Annotated in this window: 16 protein-coding genes and 1 CRISPR repeat array; of the genes, 6 read left to right on the top strand and 10 right to left on the bottom strand. The window is 64.1% G+C overall.

Translation table 11 applies throughout. The features are described 5' to 3' along the window. Positions 1-50: 50 nt before the first annotated feature. A CRISPR array of direct repeats spans positions 51-3,562; the repeat unit is 29 nt; unit sequence CGGGCCATCCCCACAGGCGTGGGGAACTC. Between the two features lie 68 nt (positions 3,563-3,630). The 10 genes from cas2e to Q0R23_RS05420 all read right to left on the bottom strand — a co-directional run bounded on the left by cas2e (position 3,631) and on the right by Q0R23_RS05420 (position 12,948). Further along, positions 3,631-3,963, bottom strand: coding sequence for a type I-E CRISPR-associated endoribonuclease Cas2e (cas2e, locus tag Q0R23_RS05465; RefSeq protein ID WP_293911207.1), 333 nt, complete (start codon positions 3,961-3,963; stop codon positions 3,631-3,633). After that, positions 3,960-4,913: a type I-E CRISPR-associated endonuclease Cas1e gene (gene cas1e, locus Q0R23_RS05460; protein ID WP_293911205.1), complete on the bottom strand. Its 954-nt coding sequence runs from the start codon at positions 4,911-4,913 to the stop codon at positions 3,960-3,962. Before cas1e ends, cas2e begins: the two co-directional genes overlap by 4 nt. Beyond that, positions 4,910-5,566, bottom strand: coding sequence for a type I-E CRISPR-associated protein Cas6/Cse3/CasE (gene cas6e, locus Q0R23_RS05455; RefSeq protein WP_293911202.1), 657 nt, complete (start codon positions 5,564-5,566; stop codon positions 4,910-4,912). The genes cas1e and cas6e overlap by 4 nt, the downstream gene beginning before the upstream one ends. Further along, positions 5,563-6,246, bottom strand: coding sequence for a type I-E CRISPR-associated protein Cas5/CasD (gene cas5e, locus Q0R23_RS05450; protein ID WP_293911199.1), 684 nt, complete (start codon positions 6,244-6,246; stop codon positions 5,563-5,565). The genes cas6e and cas5e overlap by 4 nt, the downstream gene beginning before the upstream one ends. Then, positions 6,243-7,544: a type I-E CRISPR-associated protein Cas7/Cse4/CasC gene (cas7e, locus tag Q0R23_RS05445; protein WP_293911196.1), complete on the bottom strand. Its 1,302-nt coding sequence runs from the start codon at positions 7,542-7,544 to the stop codon at positions 6,243-6,245. The genes cas5e and cas7e overlap by 4 nt, the downstream gene beginning before the upstream one ends. Further along, entirely contained in the window at positions 7,541-8,179 is a 639-nt protein-coding gene (casB, locus tag Q0R23_RS05440; RefSeq protein WP_293911194.1) for a type I-E CRISPR-associated protein Cse2/CasB, read from the bottom strand. Before casB ends, cas7e begins: the two co-directional genes overlap by 4 nt. Next, complete coding sequence (gene casA, locus Q0R23_RS05435; protein ID WP_293911192.1) at positions 8,176-9,885, bottom strand: type I-E CRISPR-associated protein Cse1/CasA; 1,710 nt, start codon at positions 9,883-9,885, stop codon at positions 8,176-8,178. The genes casB and casA overlap by 4 nt, the downstream gene beginning before the upstream one ends. Next, entirely contained in the window at positions 9,882-10,931 is a 1,050-nt protein-coding gene (locus Q0R23_RS05430; protein WP_293911190.1) for a WYL domain-containing protein, read from the bottom strand. Before Q0R23_RS05430 ends, casA begins: the two co-directional genes overlap by 4 nt. A 73-nt stretch (positions 10,932-11,004) precedes the next feature. Beyond that, positions 11,005-12,699: a tetratricopeptide repeat protein gene (locus Q0R23_RS05425; RefSeq protein WP_293911188.1), complete on the bottom strand. Its 1,695-nt coding sequence runs from the start codon at positions 12,697-12,699 to the stop codon at positions 11,005-11,007. Between the two features lie 99 nt (positions 12,700-12,798). Further along, positions 12,799-12,948, bottom strand: a complete 150-nt coding sequence (locus Q0R23_RS05420) for a hypothetical protein (protein WP_293911186.1) — start codon at positions 12,946-12,948, stop codon at positions 12,799-12,801. Between the two features lie 268 nt (positions 12,949-13,216). Between Q0R23_RS05420 and cas3 the strand changes: the two genes are divergently transcribed. From cas3 to Q0R23_RS05390, 6 genes are all read left to right on the top strand, one after another. After that, a complete protein-coding gene (gene cas3, locus Q0R23_RS05415) occupies positions 13,217-16,108 on the top strand; it encodes a CRISPR-associated helicase Cas3' (protein WP_293911184.1) in 2,892 nt (963 codons plus the stop codon). A 1,136-nt stretch (positions 16,109-17,244) separates the two neighbouring features. Further along, complete coding sequence (locus tag Q0R23_RS05410; protein WP_293911182.1) at positions 17,245-18,585, top strand: replication initiator protein A; 1,341 nt, start codon at positions 17,245-17,247, stop codon at positions 18,583-18,585. 132 nt (positions 18,586-18,717) lie between these two features. Continuing rightward, entirely contained in the window at positions 18,718-19,488 is a 771-nt protein-coding gene (locus tag Q0R23_RS05405; protein ID WP_293911180.1) for a ParA family protein, read from the top strand. Beyond that, positions 19,481-20,464: a ParB/RepB/Spo0J family partition protein gene (locus Q0R23_RS05400; RefSeq protein WP_293911178.1), complete on the top strand. Its 984-nt coding sequence runs from the start codon at positions 19,481-19,483 to the stop codon at positions 20,462-20,464. Before Q0R23_RS05405 ends, Q0R23_RS05400 begins: the two co-directional genes overlap by 8 nt. Before the next feature lie 212 nt (positions 20,465-20,676). After that, positions 20,677-21,336, top strand: coding sequence for a type IV toxin-antitoxin system AbiEi family antitoxin domain-containing protein (locus Q0R23_RS05395; RefSeq protein ID WP_293911176.1), 660 nt, complete (start codon positions 20,677-20,679; stop codon positions 21,334-21,336). Next, entirely contained in the window at positions 21,329-22,273 is a 945-nt protein-coding gene (locus tag Q0R23_RS05390) for a nucleotidyl transferase AbiEii/AbiGii toxin family protein (protein WP_293911174.1), read from the top strand. The genes Q0R23_RS05395 and Q0R23_RS05390 overlap by 8 nt, the downstream gene beginning before the upstream one ends. Positions 22,274-22,428: the final 155 nt, after the last annotated feature.

Below are 22,428 nucleotides of genomic sequence, written 5' to 3'. Positions count from 1 at the left end.
CACAGGCGTGGGGAACTCCCGTGGTGGGCCAAGCGCCTGACGCTGGGCGCCGGGCCATCCCCACAGGCGTGGGGAACTCCGGTAACGTCAAGTTCTGGGGCTCGCCAGTTACGGGCCATCCCCACAGGCGTGGGGAACTCTCTCTCGGTGCGGTCGCGGATGTTGGTGAGGTCGGGCCATCCCCACAGGCGTGGGGAACTCCTCCCGACAAATTGCCGAAGTGAATGCTCCGCCGGGCCATCCCCACAGGCGTGGGGAACTCGTAGTTCGTTGACGGTTGCTATTTTCTCCAACCGGGCCATCCCCACAGGCGTGGGGAACTCTGCTGGAGAACGCCCTGTCGGTGACGCTGTGGCGGGCCATCCCCACAGGCGTGGGGAACTCCAGGTGCTGGAGACCTCGGTTGCGCCGAAATACGGGCCATCCCCACAGGCGTGGGGAACTCACCATCGGCGCCGCTAACCTCACCTACGGCAACGGGCCATCCCCACAGGCGTGGGGAACTCCGGGCGACAAGGCGGGGGAGTACGCCGGACGCCGGGCCATCCCCACAGGCGTGGGGAACTCCGGCTGTGCCCGACCAGCTCGGCGCGGGCCACCGGGCCATCCCCACAGGCGTGGGGAACTCGCGACCTTCAGACCTACAGTGAGACCTCACGCCGGGCCATCCCCACAGGCGTGGGGAACTCCATTTCGCGACACCCCTGGCGGACAGCAGGGACGGGCCATCCCCACAGGCGTGGGGAACTCGTGGTGGCGACCAGGATCAGGTTACGCGGCTCCGGGCCATCCCCACAGGCGTGGGGAACTCGGTCGTTTCATGGTGCCGCGCCCGCGCTGGGGCGGGCCATCCCCACAGGCGTGGGGAACTCCGCCGCCGAGTTGAATCTGGAGCCGCGCAGCGCGGGCCATCCCCACAGGCGTGGGGAACTCGTTCTGGACGCAGAGGTGCGCTCCTACGGGCGCGGGCCATCCCCACAGGCGTGGGGAACTCATGCTCAGCGCCGCCATGTTGGACACGTAGGACGGGCCATCCCCACAGGCGTGGGGAACTCCTCCTCCTCGGTCAGGTGATCAGTCACCCAATCGGGCCATCCCCACAGGCGTGGGGAACTCTCAATAGTACCACATTTGAGACGTACCAGAATGCGGGCCATCCCCACAGGCGTGGGGAACTCTTGCTCAAAGCCGCCCAGTGCAGCGCCGCCTACGGGCCATCCCCACAGGCGTGGGGAACTCCTCATTGCCGACCGCGCTGCGCTTCAGAACGGCGGGCCATCCCCACAGGCGTGGGGAACTCTGCACCAGGCTCATCAGGTCGCCGATGGTCAGCGGGCCATCCCCACAGGCGTGGGGAACTCGCCGTTGGTGCCCACCACCTCCGCAACCGGGTCGGGCCATCCCCACAGGCGTGGGGAACTCGCGCTGGATGCGGATTTCCTCACCGGGGATGACGGGCCATCCCCACAGGCGTGGGGAACTCTGCGAGCGCCCTAGGCCCAGCGCGGCCCGGCGCGGGCCATCCCCACAGGCGTGGGGAACTCGTCGGCGGCGGTGGCGTGTTGAACGGCGGCGGTCGGGCCATCCCCACAGGCGTGGGGAACTCTCGGCAGCATTCTGGAGGGCGCCAAGACGTTGCGGGCCATCCCCACAGGCGTGGGGAACTCTAGGTGATCGGCAGCGTGCGTACCGTGGGAACCGGGCCATCCCCACAGGCGTGGGGAACTCTGGCACCGACAGGGCCGGGATCAGCAGCGAGGCGGGCCATCCCCACAGGCGTGGGGAACTCTGCCCAAGCAGGTTCGCCAGCTCCAGCTTCGCCGGGCCATCCCCACAGGCGTGGGGAACTCTGCAGGGCGTCAAGCAGTTCACGGGCGGCCAGCGGGCCATCCCCACAGGCGTGGGGAACTCTACTCGACCCGCGCTGGCGACGTCACCCGCGACGGGCCATCCCCACAGGCGTGGGGAACTCGGCCAGGTCCACGCTGTAGCTGGCGAGGATGGCGGGCCATCCCCACAGGCGTGGGGAACTCGCCAGATGACCGTCATGAAGGACCGCTGGCAGCGGGCCATCCCCACAGGCGTGGGGAACTCGCAAGTCGGGCCTCTATGCCGTCCTGGTCAATCGGGCCATCCCCACAGGCGTGGGGAACTCCACGCTCTGGAGCGAGGAAGACCCCCAAAAGCCGGGCCATCCCCACAGGCGTGGGGAACTCCGGGGTCGGCGGCGCGGTAGGTGGCAAGGCGGCGGGCCATCCCCACAGGCGTGGGGAACTCCGCAACTGCCTGGGCTTCTCGGCGGTGTAGAGCGGGCCATCCCCACAGGCGTGGGGAACTCGTCTCGTAATCGCCCAGATGGCTGATCAGGGTCGGGCCATCCCCACAGGCGTGGGGAACTCGGCATGATCGTGGCCGCGAACGTCCCGCCCGCCGGGCCATCCCCACAGGCGTGGGGAACTCCCTGGCCTACCGGCGCCCGCATCAGTTCTTGCCGACCGGGCCATCCCCACAGGCGTGGGGAACTCGGCAGGGTGTAGGCGCTGCCCGGCGCGAGAATCGGGCCATCCCCACAGGCGTGGGGAACTCGCCGCATCCCAAACAGCGCCGAGGTCGGCGTACGGGCCATCCCCACAGGCGTGGGGAACTCGACAGGGTAAGCGCCCGCCGCGCCGAGCACGACGGGCCATCCCCACAGGCGTGGGGAACTCAGTTCCTGGCGGCTCACGTCCAGACCATCCAGCGGGCCATCCCCACAGGCGTGGGGAACTCCGGTCCTGGCCAACTTCAGGGCCGATTCCTGGGGGGCCATCCCCACAGGCGTGGGGAACTCCGGGCGGCGTTCTGGATGGTGGGCGGGAGCGCCGGGCCATCCCCACAGGCGTGGGGAACTCACCGACCAGACGCCGGAAAATCAGGAGGACGGCGGGCCATCCCCACAGGCGTGGGGAACTCCCACGCAAAAAGACGATGCTGGTCGGGCGGCGCGGGCCATCCCCACAGGCGTGGGGAACTCGAACCCTGCCGCCGCCTCCGGCTCGCACTCGCCGGGCCATCCCCACAGGCGTGGGGAACTCCAGTGAAACGCCTCGCTCTCCGGTGAGTGAAACGGGCCATCCCCACAGGCGTGGGGAACTCTTTTCGCCGGGTCACTTGCAGGTCTGGCAGGTCGGGCCATCCCCACAGGCGTGGGGAACTCTGGGTGCCACAAATAGCGCATTTTCCACTCTGCGGGCCATCCCCACAGGCGTGGGGAACTCCTGTTTTCGCACCAAAAGCTGTCGTTGCCGATCGGGCCATCCCCACAGGCGTGGGGAACTCTTCAAGTTCGCCGAGGTGCTGACCCTGGGAACCGGGCCATCCCCACAGGCGTGGGGAACTCTCAAGTGGCCAGATCGTAATGGGCTGGCCGTGCGGGCCATCCCCACAGGCGTGGGGAACTCCCGGCCTATCAATTCTACAGTTACCCTCCTAGAGGGCCATCCCCACAGGCGTGGGGAACTCGGCGGTGAGGTCGGCGGTGCTGGGGCCAGCGTCGGGCCATCCCCACAGGCGTGGGGAACTCACTTCAGAAACACAGTGTTCTTTCGGTGGGTGCCCTGGTGAAGTCTATATCACCACCTCAGTTTCGGCTCACAGTTTGTCATCGTCCTCAGGAGGGTCATATTCCCCCTGTAATTCTGCATGACGGGCATTGCGAACCGCAATCAATTGGAAGCCGTCTAGCGAGACCAGCGTCCGACGGGGATCACCATGCACTCTGACGCTGAAACCCTGTTCGTTGTTCGCCCGGTACATCTGGGCACAGCGGCCCGTGCGAACATGCTGTACAACCTTATCCCACAGCAGGTCGCGAACCAGGGCAGTGGCGTTACCGACGTAGACGCCAGGCTGAACTTCGAGCAGCCAGCGACTGAGTTCGCCGCGCAGGCTGCTCGGCACCGATTCCAGGGTCATCACGATCATGCGTGATTGATCCCGCCTTGGACGTCGCCCTCTGGGTCCCAGAGGTCGCCGGGGGCCGTGCCTTCCGCCTCACCCTCGTCGCCGCCCAGCAGCCGGTGTAAGTCGGCAGCCATGCGCTCCAGCAGTTTGAGATTGGTCATGTGGTCACGCAATCCAGTCCTGACCCGCCGCTCCAGATCATCACCGGGTTTCGCAGCTTCACGAAAGGCGGTGGGCAGCACCACTTCCATTTTGTAGAGGTCAGCCACATCGTAGACAAACGACAGCATCTTGCCGGTATGTACGAATCCGAGGCCTGGACTGTACCCGGTCGCCAGGATAGCCGCATGCGATAAGCCGTAAAGGCAGGCATTACCCGCGCTGAGCGCCTTGTTGATGGGCGTGGCCTGGCTCCAGTCCTGCTGCTTGTATTGGCGATTCTCCCACTTGACGCCGTGCGCCTGGCTGTAGCGGGCATAAGCGTCGCGCACGCGGGCACCCTCGCGGCCCCGAATCTGCTGAAGGCTCAGACCCTCGGGCAGAGGTTCGGGAAAGCGCATCTGGTACATCTGGCGCACGACCCGCAGCCGGGACTCTGGATTCGCCCACAGCCGGGCCTGACGTTGGAGCCGCAGGGCGCTACGACTCTCTCCCTGGCCGCTGGCATACAGGCGCACCCCGCCCTCGCCGACCCACAACACCGAGCAGCCGGTATTCGACATGGCCTTGATCGCCTCGTGGCTGACACTGCACCCCGGACCGAGCAGCAGCACGCTCAGACTGGCGACCGGCAGCGTGACCATGCCCTCCGAATGGTAGGCCCGCACACCCCGGTCATCCTGCTCCAGGCGGGTGTGTTCGAGGTAAAGATACCCTGTTCCGTCACGGAATTTCGGCAACTCGCGCAGGTTCTGCTTATGCCAGATGATGCCGCCAGACCCTGGTCCAGCTCCTGATTTCGGCCCGGTCATGGCGCCAGGCTCAACAGACCGCAGCCCAGACTCCTGGCGTGGCCCAGTCCAGCTTGGACGGTCTGCGCGAGCTGTGCGGGCTGGGTGACACGCAGGGCACCCTCGAAGGTGACAGTATGCAGCGTGATGGTCTGCTGCCCCTTGCGCGCCCGGACCCGGCCTGAACGCACGATCTCCGCGCCCAGCACCTGAAAGCCGCCGCGCTCACCCTGCCGCTCCAACCAGTCGAGCTGCTCTTCAGAGCGGTGCAGGCCGTGGCGAGCGCTGCGCCCCTGCTCGTCCCGGCGGCGCACCGAAACGTTGGCGTGCAGGCGGAAATGCAAGGTCCGGTCTGGTACCAGGACCGGCACGAGGTCGAGCGTGCGGACCTCCCAGGCGGTCAGGTAATCCGGATCGCGGGCGTTCAGGGCACCCCAGTCGGGCGGCGCCGAACTCTGCACCAGAATCACCGGTTTGAGGACCTCGTTTCCGGCCAGAACGTCCTGACGCCACAGCAGGCGCTCTCCGTCTGGCAGAGGGGCGTCTTGTTGCCCGGCCCCAGGAAAGGCCCAGCGCAAAGTCTGGTGCAGGGCGTAGGCACTGGCCAAGTCGCGGGAGGCGTGACGGTGGCGCTCGTTGAGGTGCAGCCTGGACAGGTGAAGGGCGGGCGTCACGCGCCGAGCTCCCCGGACCTGGCCAGATGAGGCAACGCTTCGGCCCACTCCAGCACGTCGCGCAGGGCGTAGCGCCTTAGTGCGAACGGTCCACTGGGGTCATCGCGCCGCACACCGGTGGTGGCCTGGGGCGGCGGAGCAGCGACCCCGGCTTGGTCGACGACCAGGCGGTAGAGCAGGATGTCGCCGTCGCCAGGTCGGCGCAAGCTGGGAGCCGAACGCAGAGCGTCCAGCAGCGACTCGCCCCGCGAAGCTGTCGGCCACCACAGGGGAGTACTTGGCGCGAACGCCTTGCGGCCCAGGCATAGCGGCCAGTACGGATCTCGCAGGGCGGCGTGCAGTTCCGTAACCAAGGCTTCGTCGCCTTCGAGGGCCGCCCAGAAGGCCGCGTCCGCCAGGTAGGCCCGGCGGGTCAGGCTGGTCGGGGTGCCGCGTTGCCCTGGATACAACTGGGCCGTGTGGTAGTCGTGCATCAATGCGCCGCTACGGTCTACCCGCACCCCGAAGGCCAGGGCACTCAGGTGCGTCACCGGCTCTGCGCGGTCAATACCCAGCGCAGCGGCGCACAGGCCAAGTACCCCACTCTTGCTCGGCTCGGCTTCGGTGTCGCGGTCGTCAAAGCGGCTGCGGGTACCCCACGACTGCATCGGGGCAGCTAGAGGAATCAGCAGGGTGCTCAACGAGATGACCTCACGTTAGGCGACTTCGGCACGTTGACCTCCAACGCCTGCATGACCGCTTCGGCGTCGGCCACAGTGGCGTCGATCAGGGCCTGGACGCTCGGCTCATGTCCACTGCTGAGGCCGTCCAGCTCGCCGCCGTCCACAGCGTTGACATACCGGGCGCGTCCCGCCGCCCCGAAGATGGCGTCCTGACGGGTCAGCTCACCCACCAGGGCGGTCATGCTGGGGCGCAAGTATCCCTCCGCGCCGCCCTGTACCGGACGCTCGAAGGCGTTGGCAAGGTTGCGCGGGCTGGCTCCCTGACGAATGACCTGAAGCATCAGCCCGGGCGCATTGTGGGCGGCGAAGGTGTTCTGCTTACCGCTGGGCGCGGCGTAGATGCTGGCTTCCAGAAAGGCCCGCAGCCCCCGCGTCGCCAGGTCGAGGTCGCCGCCGAGGTTGGCGAGCAACTGGCGCAGGTCCACACAGGCGTACCGGTAGTAGGTCGCGCTGCCGAACTCGACGGTGCCTAGCATGTCCGCGCCCGCCGTATCCGAGGGCTTGAGATCGTCCACCGCCGTGTAGAAGTCGAACTCACGACCCCGCATGGCGTGGGTGCTCAGTGCGTGCGCCACCTGAGCCGCCGCGTCGGCGTTCTTGTCCGGCAGATCAGCCAGCATCCGCCCAAAAAGAGCCACATCCACCGCGCGGGAGCCGTTAAGAACATCCTCAACCTGCTCAGCATATCTATCAAGCGCTTTCACAACACTCTTTCGGAGCTTGGTTTTGGCCTCGGACTCACCAATTTTTCCCTTGTAAGATCTACCGCTGCGGGCTTTCTCCCTAAACTCTCCTATTACTTGAGCTACGCGCTGTGAAACTTCTGGCGAAGATTTGACTAAATTGTCAAGCCCTTGCAGGGCATGTTCCCCCAAAAAGGCCAGTGCCTCACTCCTCGTATCTTTCACCAGATACTCGCCATCGTCATTTTTCTCTTCGACAAAGGCAATCCCATTCATCAGGAGCAGACCCTCTGCAACCCACCGTGCTTGGTTTGTATTGAGCTTATTGTCACCACATGCAAAACGATTTGTCAGTTCTTCGAGAAGACGTTTAGAGCGAAAAGCAAGCTCATCGGCATTCAAAATCCTCCGCGTTTTAAAATCCATTCGCATGGCCCGCTTGAAGCTCTGAGACGACACCCGTGCCCGCCGGGTACCGCCGAAGTAGGCGTCTTTGGGGCTGCCGGTATCGTCACGGTTAAGATTGCTGGGCGCGAAGTTCTGGAGGTAATGCAGTTCGAGCAGGGCGTTCACAGGGTGTCTCCTTCATCTGAGGGGGCGGGTTCGGGCACGATGGTGCCGGTAGGCAGTACAGCGGGGTCCAGATCCGTTTCGGAAACGCGTTCGGCGCTGCGGTAGAAATCCAGTGCCCAGCGCCGCCGCACCCGTTCACCAAACGTTTCATGGTTCCAGAGGCTGATATCGGCCATCAGCAAGGCCCAGTCTGGATGCAGCTCGGCGGCTTTCAGGAGGGTCACGGCCTGCCGCAGGGCATAGGGCAGGCCGTCAACATCGGCCTCTAGCAGCGCCAGGAAGCGTTTCTCGGTGCTGGGCCGCTGATCTTGGCTGAGGTAGAGCTGCCCAAAGGTCTGGCCGAAGGAGGGGCGGTGGTCCGGAGCGATCGGCAAATCGTCGCCGCTTGGACGCTCGATCAAGGCGTAAAGACCGGCCACGACGGCCAGCGCACGCCACTGCCGGTCGGAGCGCAGGACCAGACCCGAGCGCAGGAACACGCCTTCGAGCCAGGGCACGCTCTGGCCAGGCTGGTCGTCACCCAATGAGCGGCGCAGGGCAGCCAGTCGGCCACGGTCGAGACGCGATAGGTTTTGCAGCAGCGGCTCGAAGCGCTCAGCGGGTGAGCGTGGGCGGTCAGGTACAGGCTGGGTCATAGGCTGGACGCCTCCGGTGCAGTGGTGGACGGGCTGCTAGGGCGGTGAAGGGCCAAGATCGCCCGCTCCAGCAGGGTTTGCGGGCTCGGCTGATACTTGCCGTCGGTGCGTCTTGGGCGGTAGGCGAAACCGAGCACCTGGCCGCCCTGCCCCGCGCCCTGCATATTGAGCGCCCAGGCATGGCGGGCCTGTACCGTGACGGCCCCGCGCCACTGCGCCTCGGCGACTTCAGGCTGCTCAAGGCTGGCCAGAAAAACCCGGAAAGGCGCTTCCAGGCTGGCCCAGTAGGTGCCCAGGCCAGGCAGGGTGCGTACCAGAGCTTTAACATCCTTACCGTGCGGCTCACGCTCACCACCGCGCGACAGAACCTCAGTCGCCAGTCGAGTCGTCGCTTGCTGTAAAGCTGACGCGGTATTCTTTGCACTTGACAAGGCCCCATCAATGTACTTGCCGGATGCGTCCCAGTCCTCAACTAACCGTATCGGAAGGTTATACGTCTCTTCTCTGGTAGAGGATGTAATTCCAGGTTTTCCACCTAGAATCTGACCGAACACAATTATAGGGATTACTTCCTCTCCTGCCTTCTGTGGGTACAAAGTTTCCAAAACTTGTGATGCATTCTGAATCACCATAGGAACATGTCCCTTCAACTTAATCGTCTTTCCCTTCGGATCGGTGTAAATCTGGTTTTGTGGCTCAGGAAGAATGGCGCTCAAATCCCGCCACGCTAGCTTCTCGAGGTTCAAACTGTAAGGAAGCAAGGTGGGAACACCTTCCACTTTTTTAGAAATTAATGCGGCCATTGGCTCAAACAATAATCCCCGGTTCTCATCCTCGGCGCGTGCGAGGCCCGCCCCATAGGCAATGAGTCCAACATCAGAGGATTCTGCGCTGGATGGGAAAAGAGTGATGCCACGGGACAACCATGTATACCGATCCGCCGGACCTAACGGGACATTTGCTCCAATCGACCGTTCCCTGCCCTCACTTTGCCACTCCCATACAGCTCGATCCATTTTTGCTAAGTCTGATCCATACGGAACAAGGTTGAAACAGAGCGTTTCTAATAAATTGCGGCCCTGCGGTACAAACATGGCTTTACTCATGATCGGACCGCCCTGCTGACTTTCTGACGCACCCGTAGTGCGTCCACCTAAAGCGAACGATTGATTTTGGGCTAAAAGCCGCGCGACATAACTTGCCGGAGCCGTACCCAGCCAACCTGTGAGCCGCATTTCGACTTCTCTTTTCGGGAAAAGTGGTTCTAATCGTTTTTTGGAACCAAACAGCACTGTTGTATTACTACCGTTCAACTCTGGCGCAAGGAGACTCCAGTGGTAGCGATTTCCTCTCGTTGGATCGACCTTTACCTGCCAGAACGGCTGCTCCGGGTCAAACAGCTCGAAGCGCGGTGCCCACTGCTCGAAATACGCTTCGAGCACGCCGGTTGGAAAGCCGTCTCGGAACCAGGCGGCGGCCACCTCGGCGTTCTTCGGCCCCTGTAAGGCCCGGTGCAGCAGGGCCAGGCTCAGGCGCAACAGGGCCACGCTGATCAGCGGCGAGGCGTCGTCGATGCGCCCGAACTCGCGCGCCCGCAGCAACAGCTCGCGCAGCCCGACTTCCTGCACCGGGCCGCCCGACAGGGAGCGCACCGGGATCCAGGGCTCGTGGAGCAAATTGAACGGTGGGATAGGGGGACTGTTCATAGCATCTCCAGAGCGGGAGTATCAAGCATTGAGGGCGGATCGTAGCGGGCCAGCGCCTCCCGGAGTTCACCGAGCCAGGCGGCCCGGACTTCAGGCGGTGAGAGCACCTCGGCGCGGGGACCCCAGCTCAACAAAAAAGGCAGCAGTTCGCGGGGCAGGCCCGTCGCATCGGTGCCCGCCCGGAAGTCCATCTCGACCTGGCCATCATGGCGAATCAGCGTGGCATTCGGGAAACCGCCTTCGAGCACCCGGTAAGCGGCCTCGGGGGCAAAGCGCACCCGCACCGTGACGCTGTGCTGGCCGCCGATCACGCCCCAGGCGTCACTCAGAAACTGGCGGGGATCGAAGGTGGGGTCGCTTTCGTAGGTGTCGGTGTGCAAACTCAGGTTGCGCATCCGCGAGAGCTTGAAGGTTCTGATCTGCCCTCGCCTGCGCCGCTCCAACCCGATCACGTAGGGCGTCAGGTTGGTCCGACTGATCTCGATGAAGTAGATGCACAGCTCATTGCCCGTCTCTATTTCGCCGGTCTGGCGGTGAAAATCGAATTTCAGCACCCGCTGGTCCACCCAGGCGGAGGCCACCTGCTCCATCTGGCGCTCGGCGAAAGTCGCGCTGCCGTTGTCCCTGACGCTGGCATTGAGGATGTGCCGGATGCGCTCGGGCAGGGCCATCGAGATGTGATCGAGCGCGTAGCGGTAGTGACTGCCCAGGGTGGGCGAATGGTGGTGCGCCAGCCGGATCGCCGCGTAGGCCGCCAGGGCCTCGGCAGGCCGCAGCAGTTGACCGCGTGCGGGAATGAAGTAAGCGTTCCCGGCGTGATCAGCGACGTCATAATCCATGGCCCGCAGCACCTGAAGATCACGCTGAATGCAGCGCTGGTTGACGTTCAGCACGCGGGCCAGCTCGGTCGTCGTCCACGGTCTTGCCTGGAGCTTGCTGACCAGGTCAGTCAGGCGTTTGGACTTGTGCCAGGTCTTGGCCTGTTTGGGAGCTGGGGTGTGACGGACGCGCACTGGAGAGCGGAGCGGGGCCAGAGATTCTTCCATGCATGCAAAGTAGTGCAAAGGTGTCGCAGTGTTGTCGCATTTGAGGGGTGGTGGTCATTGGGCGCAGCAAATCTCAGTCGCGTTGACGCAACTCCTGTTCCCGGCTGATGGCCCAGGGCAGATGGACGCCTGAGAGGTACGCCTCGGGCGGTCGTCCTCCCCGCTGAACCCCGAGCGAATCAGTGGTCCAGTGGGTCGCCGGGTCGAGCAGGTAGTGCCCCCGCAGGGCCCGCAGACTGCCCGGCCAGCCGAGGGCGGCGGCCAGTTGCCCGGCCACACGGGAGACGCGCTGAGTCGCCAGGCGCGGGGTCCTGGGCCGGTCGTCCCGGAGCACCTCGGTCAGCTCGTCGGTACTGAGTTCGCCGCCCGCCTCGACGAGTGCCGTGAGCATCACCAGTTCCAGGGGTGGCAGGTCGATCCTGCGGCCATTGACCCGGACCTCCGGCAGGCCAAGTACCCGCAGCGCCACCTCGGTCTGGCCAGCGCGCGGGAGCGGGACTGGACGCCTCTCAGCGTCGAGCAGGCCAAACAGGAGCGCAAAGGCGTGCGCTTCCTCTCTGACCCACAGCACATGTGGACCGAGGAGCTCAATGACGCACCGGGCCTGGTCAGCCTGACCCTCACGCCGCCACAGTTCGGCCCTGACGATGCTGGCCCGTTCGGCCTCCTCACGGTCGAGGGGGCCGCTGCGCTCCAGATGGTGCCGGACCTGGGCTGCGTCGAGGCTGGGCAGACTGACCAGGGCAGCGGCCAGATCGACATTGACCCACGAAACCCCGGACGTCCGGTCCGCCTGGGTCACCTGGGCCGCACGCCGAAGGGTCGCCAGCGCGGTCATGTGCTGCCCAGCGAGGCGCTGGGTATGACCTAGGCCACGCAGGGCCTGGCGCAGGTCGTCGTCGTCCCCGCTGACCGCCGCGACCCGGCTGGCCTGCTCATAAAGGGCGCTGGCCCGTGCCCATTCGCCCAGGGCACGCCGGGCCGCCGCTTGCCCGGACAGCGCCCGGCTGCGCGCTGAAGAGTTGATTTTTACCGCCTGACCGAAATATTCTTCCGCCTCAGCGAGCTGTCCCGCACGCAGGCAGATCAGCCCCATGTTGCTCAGCAGCTCGGCACGGTCAGCGGGCTGCCCTACCAACGGCAGCGCCTCGGCGAAGGCCAGCATGGCCGCCGCTTCGTTGCCCCGACGGCTGTGAAGACCGGCCAGATCGGTGAGCAGCAGGGACCGGACCCAGCCCTGCGCTTCAGCCAGGGCGTCTTCGAGTGGACCGGCCCAGTCGCTGTCCGGGTCCAGACGGTTCAGGGCGATAGCCTGCATCCGCCGCACCAGCACACGCTCGTGGGGATAGAGCGCCGTGAGGTGCAGCAGGGCCTGCTCGGCGCAGCCCAGCGCCTCCCGGTATGCCTCACGCTGAACGAGGGCAAAGGCGAGGTAGGCGTGCAGGAACGCGGCACAAGCGTCGCCCTGATGCTGCTCTCCTGCGAGCTCAGCTCGGGTCAGGGCCTCGATTTGCGGCTCTTGCCCCGCATTGCCCAGGAGTCGCAGCCGCAGCCGTAACCCCTCCCGCTCCTCGTGCCAATCCTCCGAGGACGCGGCCACAGCGCCGCCCAGCAGCTCTAACAAGGCAGAGGCGCGATGACCCTGGACCAAAGCCTGCTTGGCGGTGCGGCGGGCCTCGGCGAACTTTCCCAGCTCGGTCAGGGCACGGATTGAGCTGGCCCAGAGGGTCCAGGATGAGGCAGACGGTTGACGTGAGCGCAGACCCATAACGAGCAGAGTACCGCCTGCCCTGAAGCAAACGGGAGCCGCGTCCCCTGACGCGGCCCCCTGAGACTAAACGGAGTAATGCCGAAGGTGGTCCTGGCCTCAGCCAACACCCTTGCCGATTTTCACATCGTCCCCGGCAGTGAAAGGCGAAGTGGGCGTGGTGCGGGCCGAGGAGAGGATAAACAGCACGCTGAGCAGGGCGGGCAAGGCGACGGCCAAGAGGCGGCGAACGAGGCTGGTGTAAAACATGCTGGACTCCTGCGGCGCGGCCCAAAGCCGCGCGAGACAACAACTCCCCCAGGCCCCCTGTCTGGGGGCCGACGCGGTACAACGCTTCAGGTGGGAGTGGACGAAAGGCCAGGGTGCGCGGCGCGTCACTCCAGTAAATTCACCGTTTGGCACGGTGTTTCCGGCGACATGCGCAGCTTGCACTCCGCAAGCGTCCAAACCTGTCGTCCGGTTCAGCGAACGGTGAGACGCGCCGCTACGCCGCTGAACTGGGCGTAGGCTCAGGCATATGACGGCCTCACCACCCAGACCGCCCAGCGCTGCCGTACAAGTGCTGTGGGCTAAAAGTGGTCAGAAGTCGGCGCATCAACCGGGCGCGGGCAGCGGTTGGCTGCCGGTACTGCACCACCTGCTGGATGTGGGGGCCTGCGCACGCGCGATCCTCGGGCGCGAACCGGAGCGTACCCGTGCGTACCTGGCAGGCGACTTTGGCACCGACGTTCTGACCGCCCTGCGCTGGACTTGCGCCCTGGCTGCGCTTCACGACCTGGGTAAGGCCAGCCCAGCCTTTCAGCGCAAGGCTCCAGACCTGGCCGCGCGGGTCTGGGCCGAGCTGCCGGAGCAAGATCACCGCGAGGACACCCCACACGGGCTGGTTACCCAGAAGCTGCTGCCCGGACTGCTGACCGCGCGGGGCTGGTCACCGGCGGTCGCCAGCGGGGTCGCGCAGGCGTTGGGTTGCCACCACGGCTTTCGCGAGGCCACACCCCGCGCCCCCGACCGGGGCACCGGCCCCAAGTGGGCCGCCGTTCACCATGAGTTGCTGGCGCTGGTGCTGCGCGGCTTCGGGTTGGAGGACGCCCCACCGCCGCCGATCACGACCTGGAGCGGTGAGGCGTTTATGCGGCTGGCCGGACTGACCAGCTTCGCCGACTGGATCGGCAGCTCGTTCAAGCTGGAAGCGCAACCGAACCCACTGGCCTTCAGCGACCCAGCCGCGTATGTAAACGCCGCTCTAAAGCAGGCCAACACTGCCCTGGACGACATCGGTTGGACGGTTCGCCAACCGCTGGCCCTGAACCTGGGCAGCGTGGACGAAACCTTCGCCTACTTGCCCGGCTTCCGGGCGCGGCCTTTGCAGACGCTGCTGGCCGAAGTGCTGGCCGTGCCCGACCCACGCCCCGCGCTGATTCTCATTGAAGCCCCGATGGGCGAGGGCAAGACCGAGGCGGCCCTCTACAGCGCGCTGCAACTCCAAACTGCTGCCGGACACCGTGGCATGTACTTCGCGCTGCCGACTCAGGCGACCGGGAACGCCATGTACACCAGGCTGCGCGAGTTTCTAGGCGTTCAGGCCCGGCACCGGGCGGTTCCGGTCACGCTCGATCTGCAACTGCTCCATGGCGGCGCGGCGCTGCACCGTGACTACCAGGCTGACCTGAAGGCCACCGCCCAGACCCGCCCGGTCAGTGAGCAGCGCCTTGACATCCAGCCAAACACAGTTCTTGAACTGGCGGGGAGCGTGCAGGCGGCTGAGTGGTTCAGCCACCGCAAGCGGGCACTGCTCAGCGAATACGGTGTAGGTACTGTCGATCAGGCGCTGCTGGGTGTGTTGGGTGTCAGCCATCAGTTTGTGCGGCTGTGGGGCCTGGGTAACCGGGTGGTGGTCCTCGACGAGGTACATGCCTACGACACCTACACCACCGAGCTGATCCACGCGCTGTGCCGCTGGCTGCGGGCGCTGGAATCGAGCGTGATTATCATGAGCGCCACCCTGCCCGCACAGACGAGGCGTGACCTGCTCCATAGCTGGAACGTCACTCCGGATACCGCCCCTCCTTACCCCCGCCTGACCGTGGCCCGGACTGGCGAGGCGAAGCCCGTCTCACACCACATTCCTGGACCGCGCCGCAGCGTGACGCTGAACCTGCGACCGACTGACCCTGAGCCGCAGATGCTAGCGCAGCAGGCCATCTCGCTGGCCGAGGCGGGCGGAACCGTAACCGTCATCGTCAATACCGTTCAGCGTGCCCAGAACGTGTTTCAGGCCGTGCGTGCCGAGCTGGGTGAGCGCTTCCAGAGCATGCACCATGGCAGCAAGCATCCGCAGCGAATCGGTGTGCATCTCTACCATGCCCGCTACCCTGCTGGCGACCGAGGCGAGCGTGAGGAGCGGGCGCTACGCTACCTGGGTAAACAGCCTGCCCGCTACCTGAAAAAAGGCAAAGAAATCACAGAGGACGTGCGCCCAGAGCGCTTTATCTTGATCGCGACCCAGGTTGCCGAGCAGAGCCTGGACTTCGATACCGACGTGATGATCTCGGACCTGGCCCCGGTCGACCTGCTGCTGCAACGCGCCGGACGCCTGCATCGCCACGCGACCAATACGGGTCGGCGCGGTGCCCATGAGCAGGCAACTTTGTACGTCGCGGGGCTGACCGACTGGCCAGAGTCGGCCCTGAGCGAATACCAGTGGAAATATATCTACGCGCCGTCGCTGATGTACCGCACCTGGCATGCCCTTCAACATCGAGCACAGATGACCCTGCCAGACGATCTCGACGGCTTGGTACAGATGGTCTACGATCCGGCGTTCCCGACGCTGAGCGGATTGGAAGCCTCGCAGCAAGCGACCCTGGCAGGTGCCGATAAAGTGCTTCAGCACCGCCGTCAAAACCACGCGACCACCGGTTCCCTGGCCCATATCGGATCACCTGAGCACGCGCTGGACATAGTGCGCCAGGACCAAGCAAGCGATCCCGACAGTGAACCGGTCAACGATGATATGGACCCATCTCATGACGCGGCGGTATACGGAACCCGATTGGGCGATCCCAGCCTGCGGATCGTGCCGGTTCACCATTTGGACGGCACAGTCTATCTTGATGAGTACGGCAAGCAGCCTGCCCAGCCTTCGACCCTTCATAAAGGTGACTGGGAGGCTGCCCGCGCAATATTTGCCCGCAGCTTGCAAGTCTCTCGGTATGACCTCATCCATGGCATAGAAGGCCAGATGAAGGATCGTCATCTGACCTGCGGCACTGAGCACCACGGCTGGAATGTTCACCCTCTGCTGCGGGAAGCCAAACCTCTCGTCCTAGTCAACGGAGAGGCGACGCTGGGCCGAACCCGAATTCGTCTCGACCGAGAATTGGGACTGACCTATGAGCGAATTGAATGACGTAAAGCAGCCGTACCGTGAGGAATGACAATGTGATCCGATGCTGCAGAGGTTGTAGGGTTTTCCAGGGGTCGAGAGGCGATCCTCCGAAATGTTTTCAAACAGCCTTCCCCACGCCTGTGAGGATGAACCGTCTGTGCTACGCGAACTTAGGAGACATGTGGAGCCATCCCCACGCCTGTGGGGATGAACCGTCAGGCTGGCGCGGGCCTGCTGCTCTCGGTGGGCCTTCCCCACGCCCGTGGTGATGAACCGTATCGAGTGCCGCTGTTGCCGAACCTCCCATATGGCGGTGACATTCGGTAGCAAATGAATTTGGCTCCTGTACAACACATAGGCTTCACCATAGCAAAGCTCGGCTCTACGAAGGCCAGGAGCACACCTGCGAGTCTGCAACCTTACTGGGACCCACAATATTGTCTCGAACCCAGTTCCTGGCCTTCTCAGACCTCAACTCAGGTAGTGAATGGCAGGCTCCCGGCTCAGCTTCCTGTTCATGGTGGGAATGTGAAGTCACCCCGATTGGTTAGGGCGACCGGAAGAGGCCATGCTGATGCCTCTCCCCTGCCCCATTCTCCCGCCGGTCCTAATGAACCCAGGCTGTGGAGGTGACGGGCAAGGTCCGGGCGTTCGAGGCCGAAACGAGATTTACCGAAATCGCAGCCCCCTGATTGTTGTTTATCTTTTTAGTAGTAGATCTTTTACTACTTGATACGAATCAACATCAGGGGCAACTTGCCGTGTGTGTCAGACGGCATCGATCCCCACTTTCCCCCCATTCATGACGGTATTTCCCCCCATTCATGACGGTATTTTTGGACATTTTCCCCCCATTCATAACGGGGTCGGCGACCCGTTTCCCCCCATTCATGACGGTAAGTTTCCCCCATTCATAACGGGGTAGCAAGGGGGATATGGAGGTCTGTTTTCGCTCATTTCCCCCATTCATGACGGTACTCGGGCAGCAGTTTCCCCCATTCATGACGGGGTCAGAACAGAGATGTACGATGTGCCCACCCAGACGGGATATTTTCTCGTTTCCCCCCATTCATAACGGGGGGTTGGCCGCCATTTCCCCCCATTCATAACGGTATCGTGTTGGTGGGCCAAAGCGACTAGACTGGGGTATGTCTAAGATGCCCACGATCGGAGAAGCCGAACAGGCCATCGTGCTGCGTGAGGATCTCAATGTGGGTCAATTGGGGCTGATCTCCATTCAGCGCAAGATCGCCGAGGATTACGCCCAGTGGAAGGTCACCTTCAGCCGCAACGGCGTACCCAGTGAAATCGAATGCAACGGCATTCAAAAATACGGCGTGCCACACGGAATAGACAACGATACCTATCTGGCCCTTCAAGAACTCTACATCGAACAGGGTTGCCCGGACGATGGGCTGTTCGGATTCACTATGTACCGGTTGCTCCAGATGTGCGGTCTGGTGGATACCGGGGCCAACCGTCAGATGTTGCGGATCAGCCTGGAGCGCCTCAGTTCGACCCAGTACTGGATCAGCGGCGCCTGGCGCAGCCATGAGGACGACGACTGGGTCACGGTCGGCTTCCGGCTGATCGAGAAGCTGATCTTCACGCGGGCACGGCGCGATACGGACGGTGCCAAGCAGATCGCCGTAACCCTGCCACGCGAGCTCACCCGCAATATCCGCAACGGGTACTTCAAGCCGGTCAGTGCCACGTTACTGCGCCAACTCGGTCAACCGGCCCGCGCGGCCTACCGGGTGCTGGATTCGCTCCGGCATGATCCGGTGCAGCATCAGGACCGCGCCGCGACGCTCACGATCTCACTGATGGATCTGGCGCAGCGCTGCGGCATCGCTAGCGACAAGCCCGATAAGATCCGCCGGACCCTCGAACCGATCCATGAAATGTTGATCCACACCGAGTACCTGACTGGTGTCGTGATCACGGGTGTGGGCCGCAAGCAGTCGCTGACCTACACCTTTGGACAGGCGGTGCCCGAAGCGAATGTCCGGTTGGTCGAGTTGCTGCTGGCGCTTAAAGTGCCGCTGGTGGCCGCCAAGAAGGCAGCCCTCGATTACGCTGAGCAGGTCGAGGACGGCGTAGCCCAGGCCCGGGCCATCCTGACTCAGGGCTACTTACCCGCCAACCATGTGGGCTTCGTGCTCGATGTTGTGCGGAGCTACGGCAACGGCAAATATGCCTGGCCCAGCGGCAGCCACCGGCCCAAGGTGGTCGAGGCCGCACGTACCCGAGTACAGAAGCAGGTCAAGCTCGATGTGGCCCAGGTCGACGCTGAACTGACGCAGCCGTCGCGGGACGACTTGCTGCGAGTGCTCACTTTTCTGCTGGTCGGCGAGCATCTACGGGTCGAAGATCTGGCGAAACTGCCGACTGAGACGCTCATCACCCTGCGCTCACAGGTCCTGACGAGGCCAGAAGCTGAGCGGCAACAGGTGGCCCAGGGCGTGCGACAACTGATCGCCGAGCAGGGGGAGTAGCCGTTATGAATGGGGGAGACTGGCGGGTCGCCCCACTTTTTTGCCACAGCGTCGATCTGACGTCTGGGACAGGTACCCGCCAGGTCACAACGTTGTGACCTCCAGCTTGGTGCGGTACAGTGGGGTCACTGCATGGTCGTCATGACGTTTTTCAATCACGTGGGCGGAGCGGGGAAGAGCTCGCTGACGCGCGATGTCGGCTACACCTTTGGAACCTGGGGGCTGCGTACCCTGCTGATTGACCTAGACCCTCAGGCCAATCTCTCATCCTGGCTGGGCGTACGCGGGGTGCCCCAGGACCGCACGGTTCACGACACCGCCGTGGATGACCAGCCGCTGCCCGAGCCCTACCCGGTGTTCGGTATCGACCTGATTCCCAGCAACATCGGCCTGGCGCTCGCCGAAGCGCGGGTGCTGGGCGTCACGGGAGCACAGATGCATCTGCGCAACCATCTTCAGGCTCTCCGCGAGCACTACGACGCCGTGTTGATCGACTCGCCGCCGTCACTGGGGCAGCTCAGCGTACTGGGGGCGATCGCTGCCGATCACCTGATCGTGCCTGTGCCCACCCGCGAAAAGGGGATCAACGGCATTGAGGGGGTCAGTCAGGCTCTGCGCTCATACCGCAAACTCAACCCACGGCTGAATGTCTCCCTCTTCGTGCCGACGCTGTTCGACCGTCGTCAACTGCATGACAAGGAGGCGCTCGGCGCCATGCGTGAACGTCTGACACCGCTGGCCAGCCCGATTCCTTACCGCGCCGCGACGTGGAACGATTCGACGTCCGCGCAGCAACCGGTAGGAGTGTTCGCTCCTGGTAGTGAGGCCCACCAGCATATTCAGAAGCTGGCGCAAGAAGTCGCGCAGGCGGTCGGTCTGCCGGTCGGGGTTCAGCGTGGCTAGGCGGCCCCGGCCCAGCGTTGGCGGTCAGCTCGACGAGCTCGTCGGGGGAGGTGGCCTGGAGCATCTGGTCAATGCGCCGAGAGTCGCGCAGACGGTGACGCTCGATCAGCTCAGACCGCTGCTCGCACAACCCCGGCGACATTTCGACGACGTGACGCTCGCCGATCTGGCGCAGAGCATCCGCGAGCAGGGCCTGCTGCAACCTCTACTGGTCCGGCCCGTTGGTGACGTTTTCGAGATCGTGGCCGGTGAGCGCCGCTACCGCGCCGCGAAACTGGCAGGTCTGAGCGAGGTGTCGGTGCTGGTCCGGGATCTGACGGACGAGGAGGCTCGCACCCTGGCGCTGGTCGAGAATCTCCAGCGCGAGGATCTCAACCCGGTGGACCGGGCCGACGCGACCGCCCACCTGATCGCCCGTGCCCTGGGCGTTGCGCCTGAACGGGTACCGGCACAACTGAGCGCCCTGCGCAAACATCCTGAACGCGAAGAGCACGCGCCGCTGATTGCGCTCGTCGAGGGCGTCTTCAGCATCGTGGGCGGATCGTGGCGGTCGTTTCTGGTCCACCTCCTGCCCGTCTTGCGGTATCCGCAGGATGTCCTGGATCCGGTCCGGTCAGGCCAGCTCGAATACACCAAGGCTGCGGTGATCGCTCGGATCGGCGACGTCAAGGAACGGGGGAGACTGCTGAAGCTGGCATCGAAGGGGGCGAGTCTGGAGGAATTGCGATCTGCCGCCCGGTCTCAGCCTGCGATCAGTCCGGCCCCGACCCGTGCCCGGTTCGTGGCGAAGTCTCTGAACGACTGGTCGCGTATCGAACGTCTGCCGCCTGAGCAGCAGGCACGTATCGGCGTTCTCCTCGAGGAGTTGCAAGCGCTTCTGAGCTCAGCGCCCGGCACGAACGCGGCGTCGCCTGTTGGGTCGATTCCCAAAACGACTGGGTCTGGTCACCGTTCACGGAGAACTTCACGCCCCTGAACGGCACCGATCAGCCTGATCCCCGACGTCTCCGACCTTGACCTCAGTGCTTTCAGGCATCTATGGATTGGTGTTCAGGGACGCTGTGTTCAGAGACCAAACGGCACTGGGGCAGCCTTCGAAGAGTTCAGGACTTGCGTATAGGCCGATCTCTCGAAACCCGGAGCCCATTTGCCCGATGGTGTGATTTTCTGCTAGCATGCATCTACTTTATGGAAACGGAAAATCACACCTCTGAACTGTCTCTCCGGCTGGAGCGCTTTCTTCGCGCCACGCCCCGAGATTCCCAGCGGCTGGTCAGGGCGGCTGATTTTGTACAAGCAGGCTTTCACGGTCAGGAACTTGCCCGGCTGGTGGAGCGCGGCGAACTCCAGCGGGTACAGCGCGGGGTCTACGCCGTTACCGAACACGGCGGCGCGGCCCTGAGCCACACCGATCGGGTACTGGAACTCCAGCGCCGCTTTCCTAGAGCCGTACTCTGTCTGAGTAGCGCCGCGAGTTGGCTGGGACTGAGTACCGAGGAGCCTTTAGAGGTTGATTTGGCCCTGCACCGGGAGCGCACCGGCCACTTGCCGGTGGCACTGGGGGCCCGCTTTCACTGGATGACGACGTTGGTTTTTGAGTTCGGGCAGATGACCGATACCCGTCACGGCGTTCCAGTCCGAGTTTTTACACCCGCCAAAACGGTGGCCGATCTGTGTCGGCGGCGAAATACGCTGGGATTTGCCCCTTACCTGAGTGTACTGAAAGCTTACCTGGAGCACGGGGATGAGGACGGCAGTCGGGGTGCGGCGGCCCCGCTGCTGGCCGCTGCCCAGGTCTGCCGGGTCGAAGCGACGGTCCGGCGCGACCTGAGTGTGCTTTATGGCTGAGCCCATCAGCCGGGACCAGGCGGCTTCGGTCGCCGCTCGCCTGCGCAACGCCGGACGTGAACTGGGGCTGTCCGCCGAACAATTACAGGTGATGCCGGTCCAGATGGCCTACGCCCAGCAAGGCTTTCTGGGCCGCCTGGACGCCAGTGTGCATGCCGAGCGTTTCGTGATCAAGGGTGGTGCCAGTCTGTTCACCCGTTTCCGCCAACTGGGCCGCCCCACGCGTGATCTCGACCTGGCGGCCTTGGGGCCACCCCCACCGCTCGACGAGGTGTTGGCCTGGATTCACGAGATCTGTGCCGCTCCCTTTGGGGATAGCTTGGTATTTGCGCCTGAAGATATTCGGGCGCGCTCCAGCGCGCCGGAATCAGCGGCGCACCCGGTGGTGCAGGTCAGCTTGGTCGCGGTGCTGGGCCGCGCCCGGCAGCCGCTGGACCTCGACGTCTCGTTCGGCAACGTCATTTACCCAGGACTGGTGCAGGCCCACTTTCCGCGCCTGGTCATTCCTGAACCGGTGCTGGTGCGGATCTACCCGCTCGAACAGGTGGTGACCGAGAAATTCGCGGTGATGCTCGAATTGACCGTGGCCAATAGTCGGATGAAAGACTTGCACGATCTGTGGCAGATCGCCCGAGCGCCGGGTACTCAGGGGGCAGCGGGGATGCGCGCCGCCGATCTGGCCCAGGCGATGCGGGCGAGTTTCGCCGTGCGCCGCACACCGACTGCCAACCTGGCCCTGGTGCTGGATCCAGCGTTTGCACAGGAGCTAGGGCTGTTGCAGGCCTGGGCAGCTTACCGGCGGCGCAACACCTGGGCGAGATTGCCGGAGCTGGCCGATATTCTCAGCGTGATTCGGGCCTTTCCAGGAGCGGTGGCGCAGCGATTGCCATGGGAAAGCAGCGGCGTCTGGGACCCGGTGAAGCTGAGCTGGCAGTGAATTACCCTGGCGGAGTCGCGCCGCTGACGCGAAGTTTGAAGAGCACAGACCATCACACACCCGTCGCCGTCCGAGCCGGAAAGGATGCTGGCGTTCTTGGTAATCGTCGGCCCCCGTATGATCGACTGGCAGCCGAAACGGTTCAGGCACCGCCA

This window comes from Deinococcus sp. (assembly GCF_025362455.1).
In the GTDB taxonomy this organism is placed as follows: domain Bacteria; phylum Deinococcota; class Deinococci; order Deinococcales; family Deinococcaceae; genus Deinococcus.
This window is presented reverse-complemented; position numbering and strand designations above follow the sequence as displayed.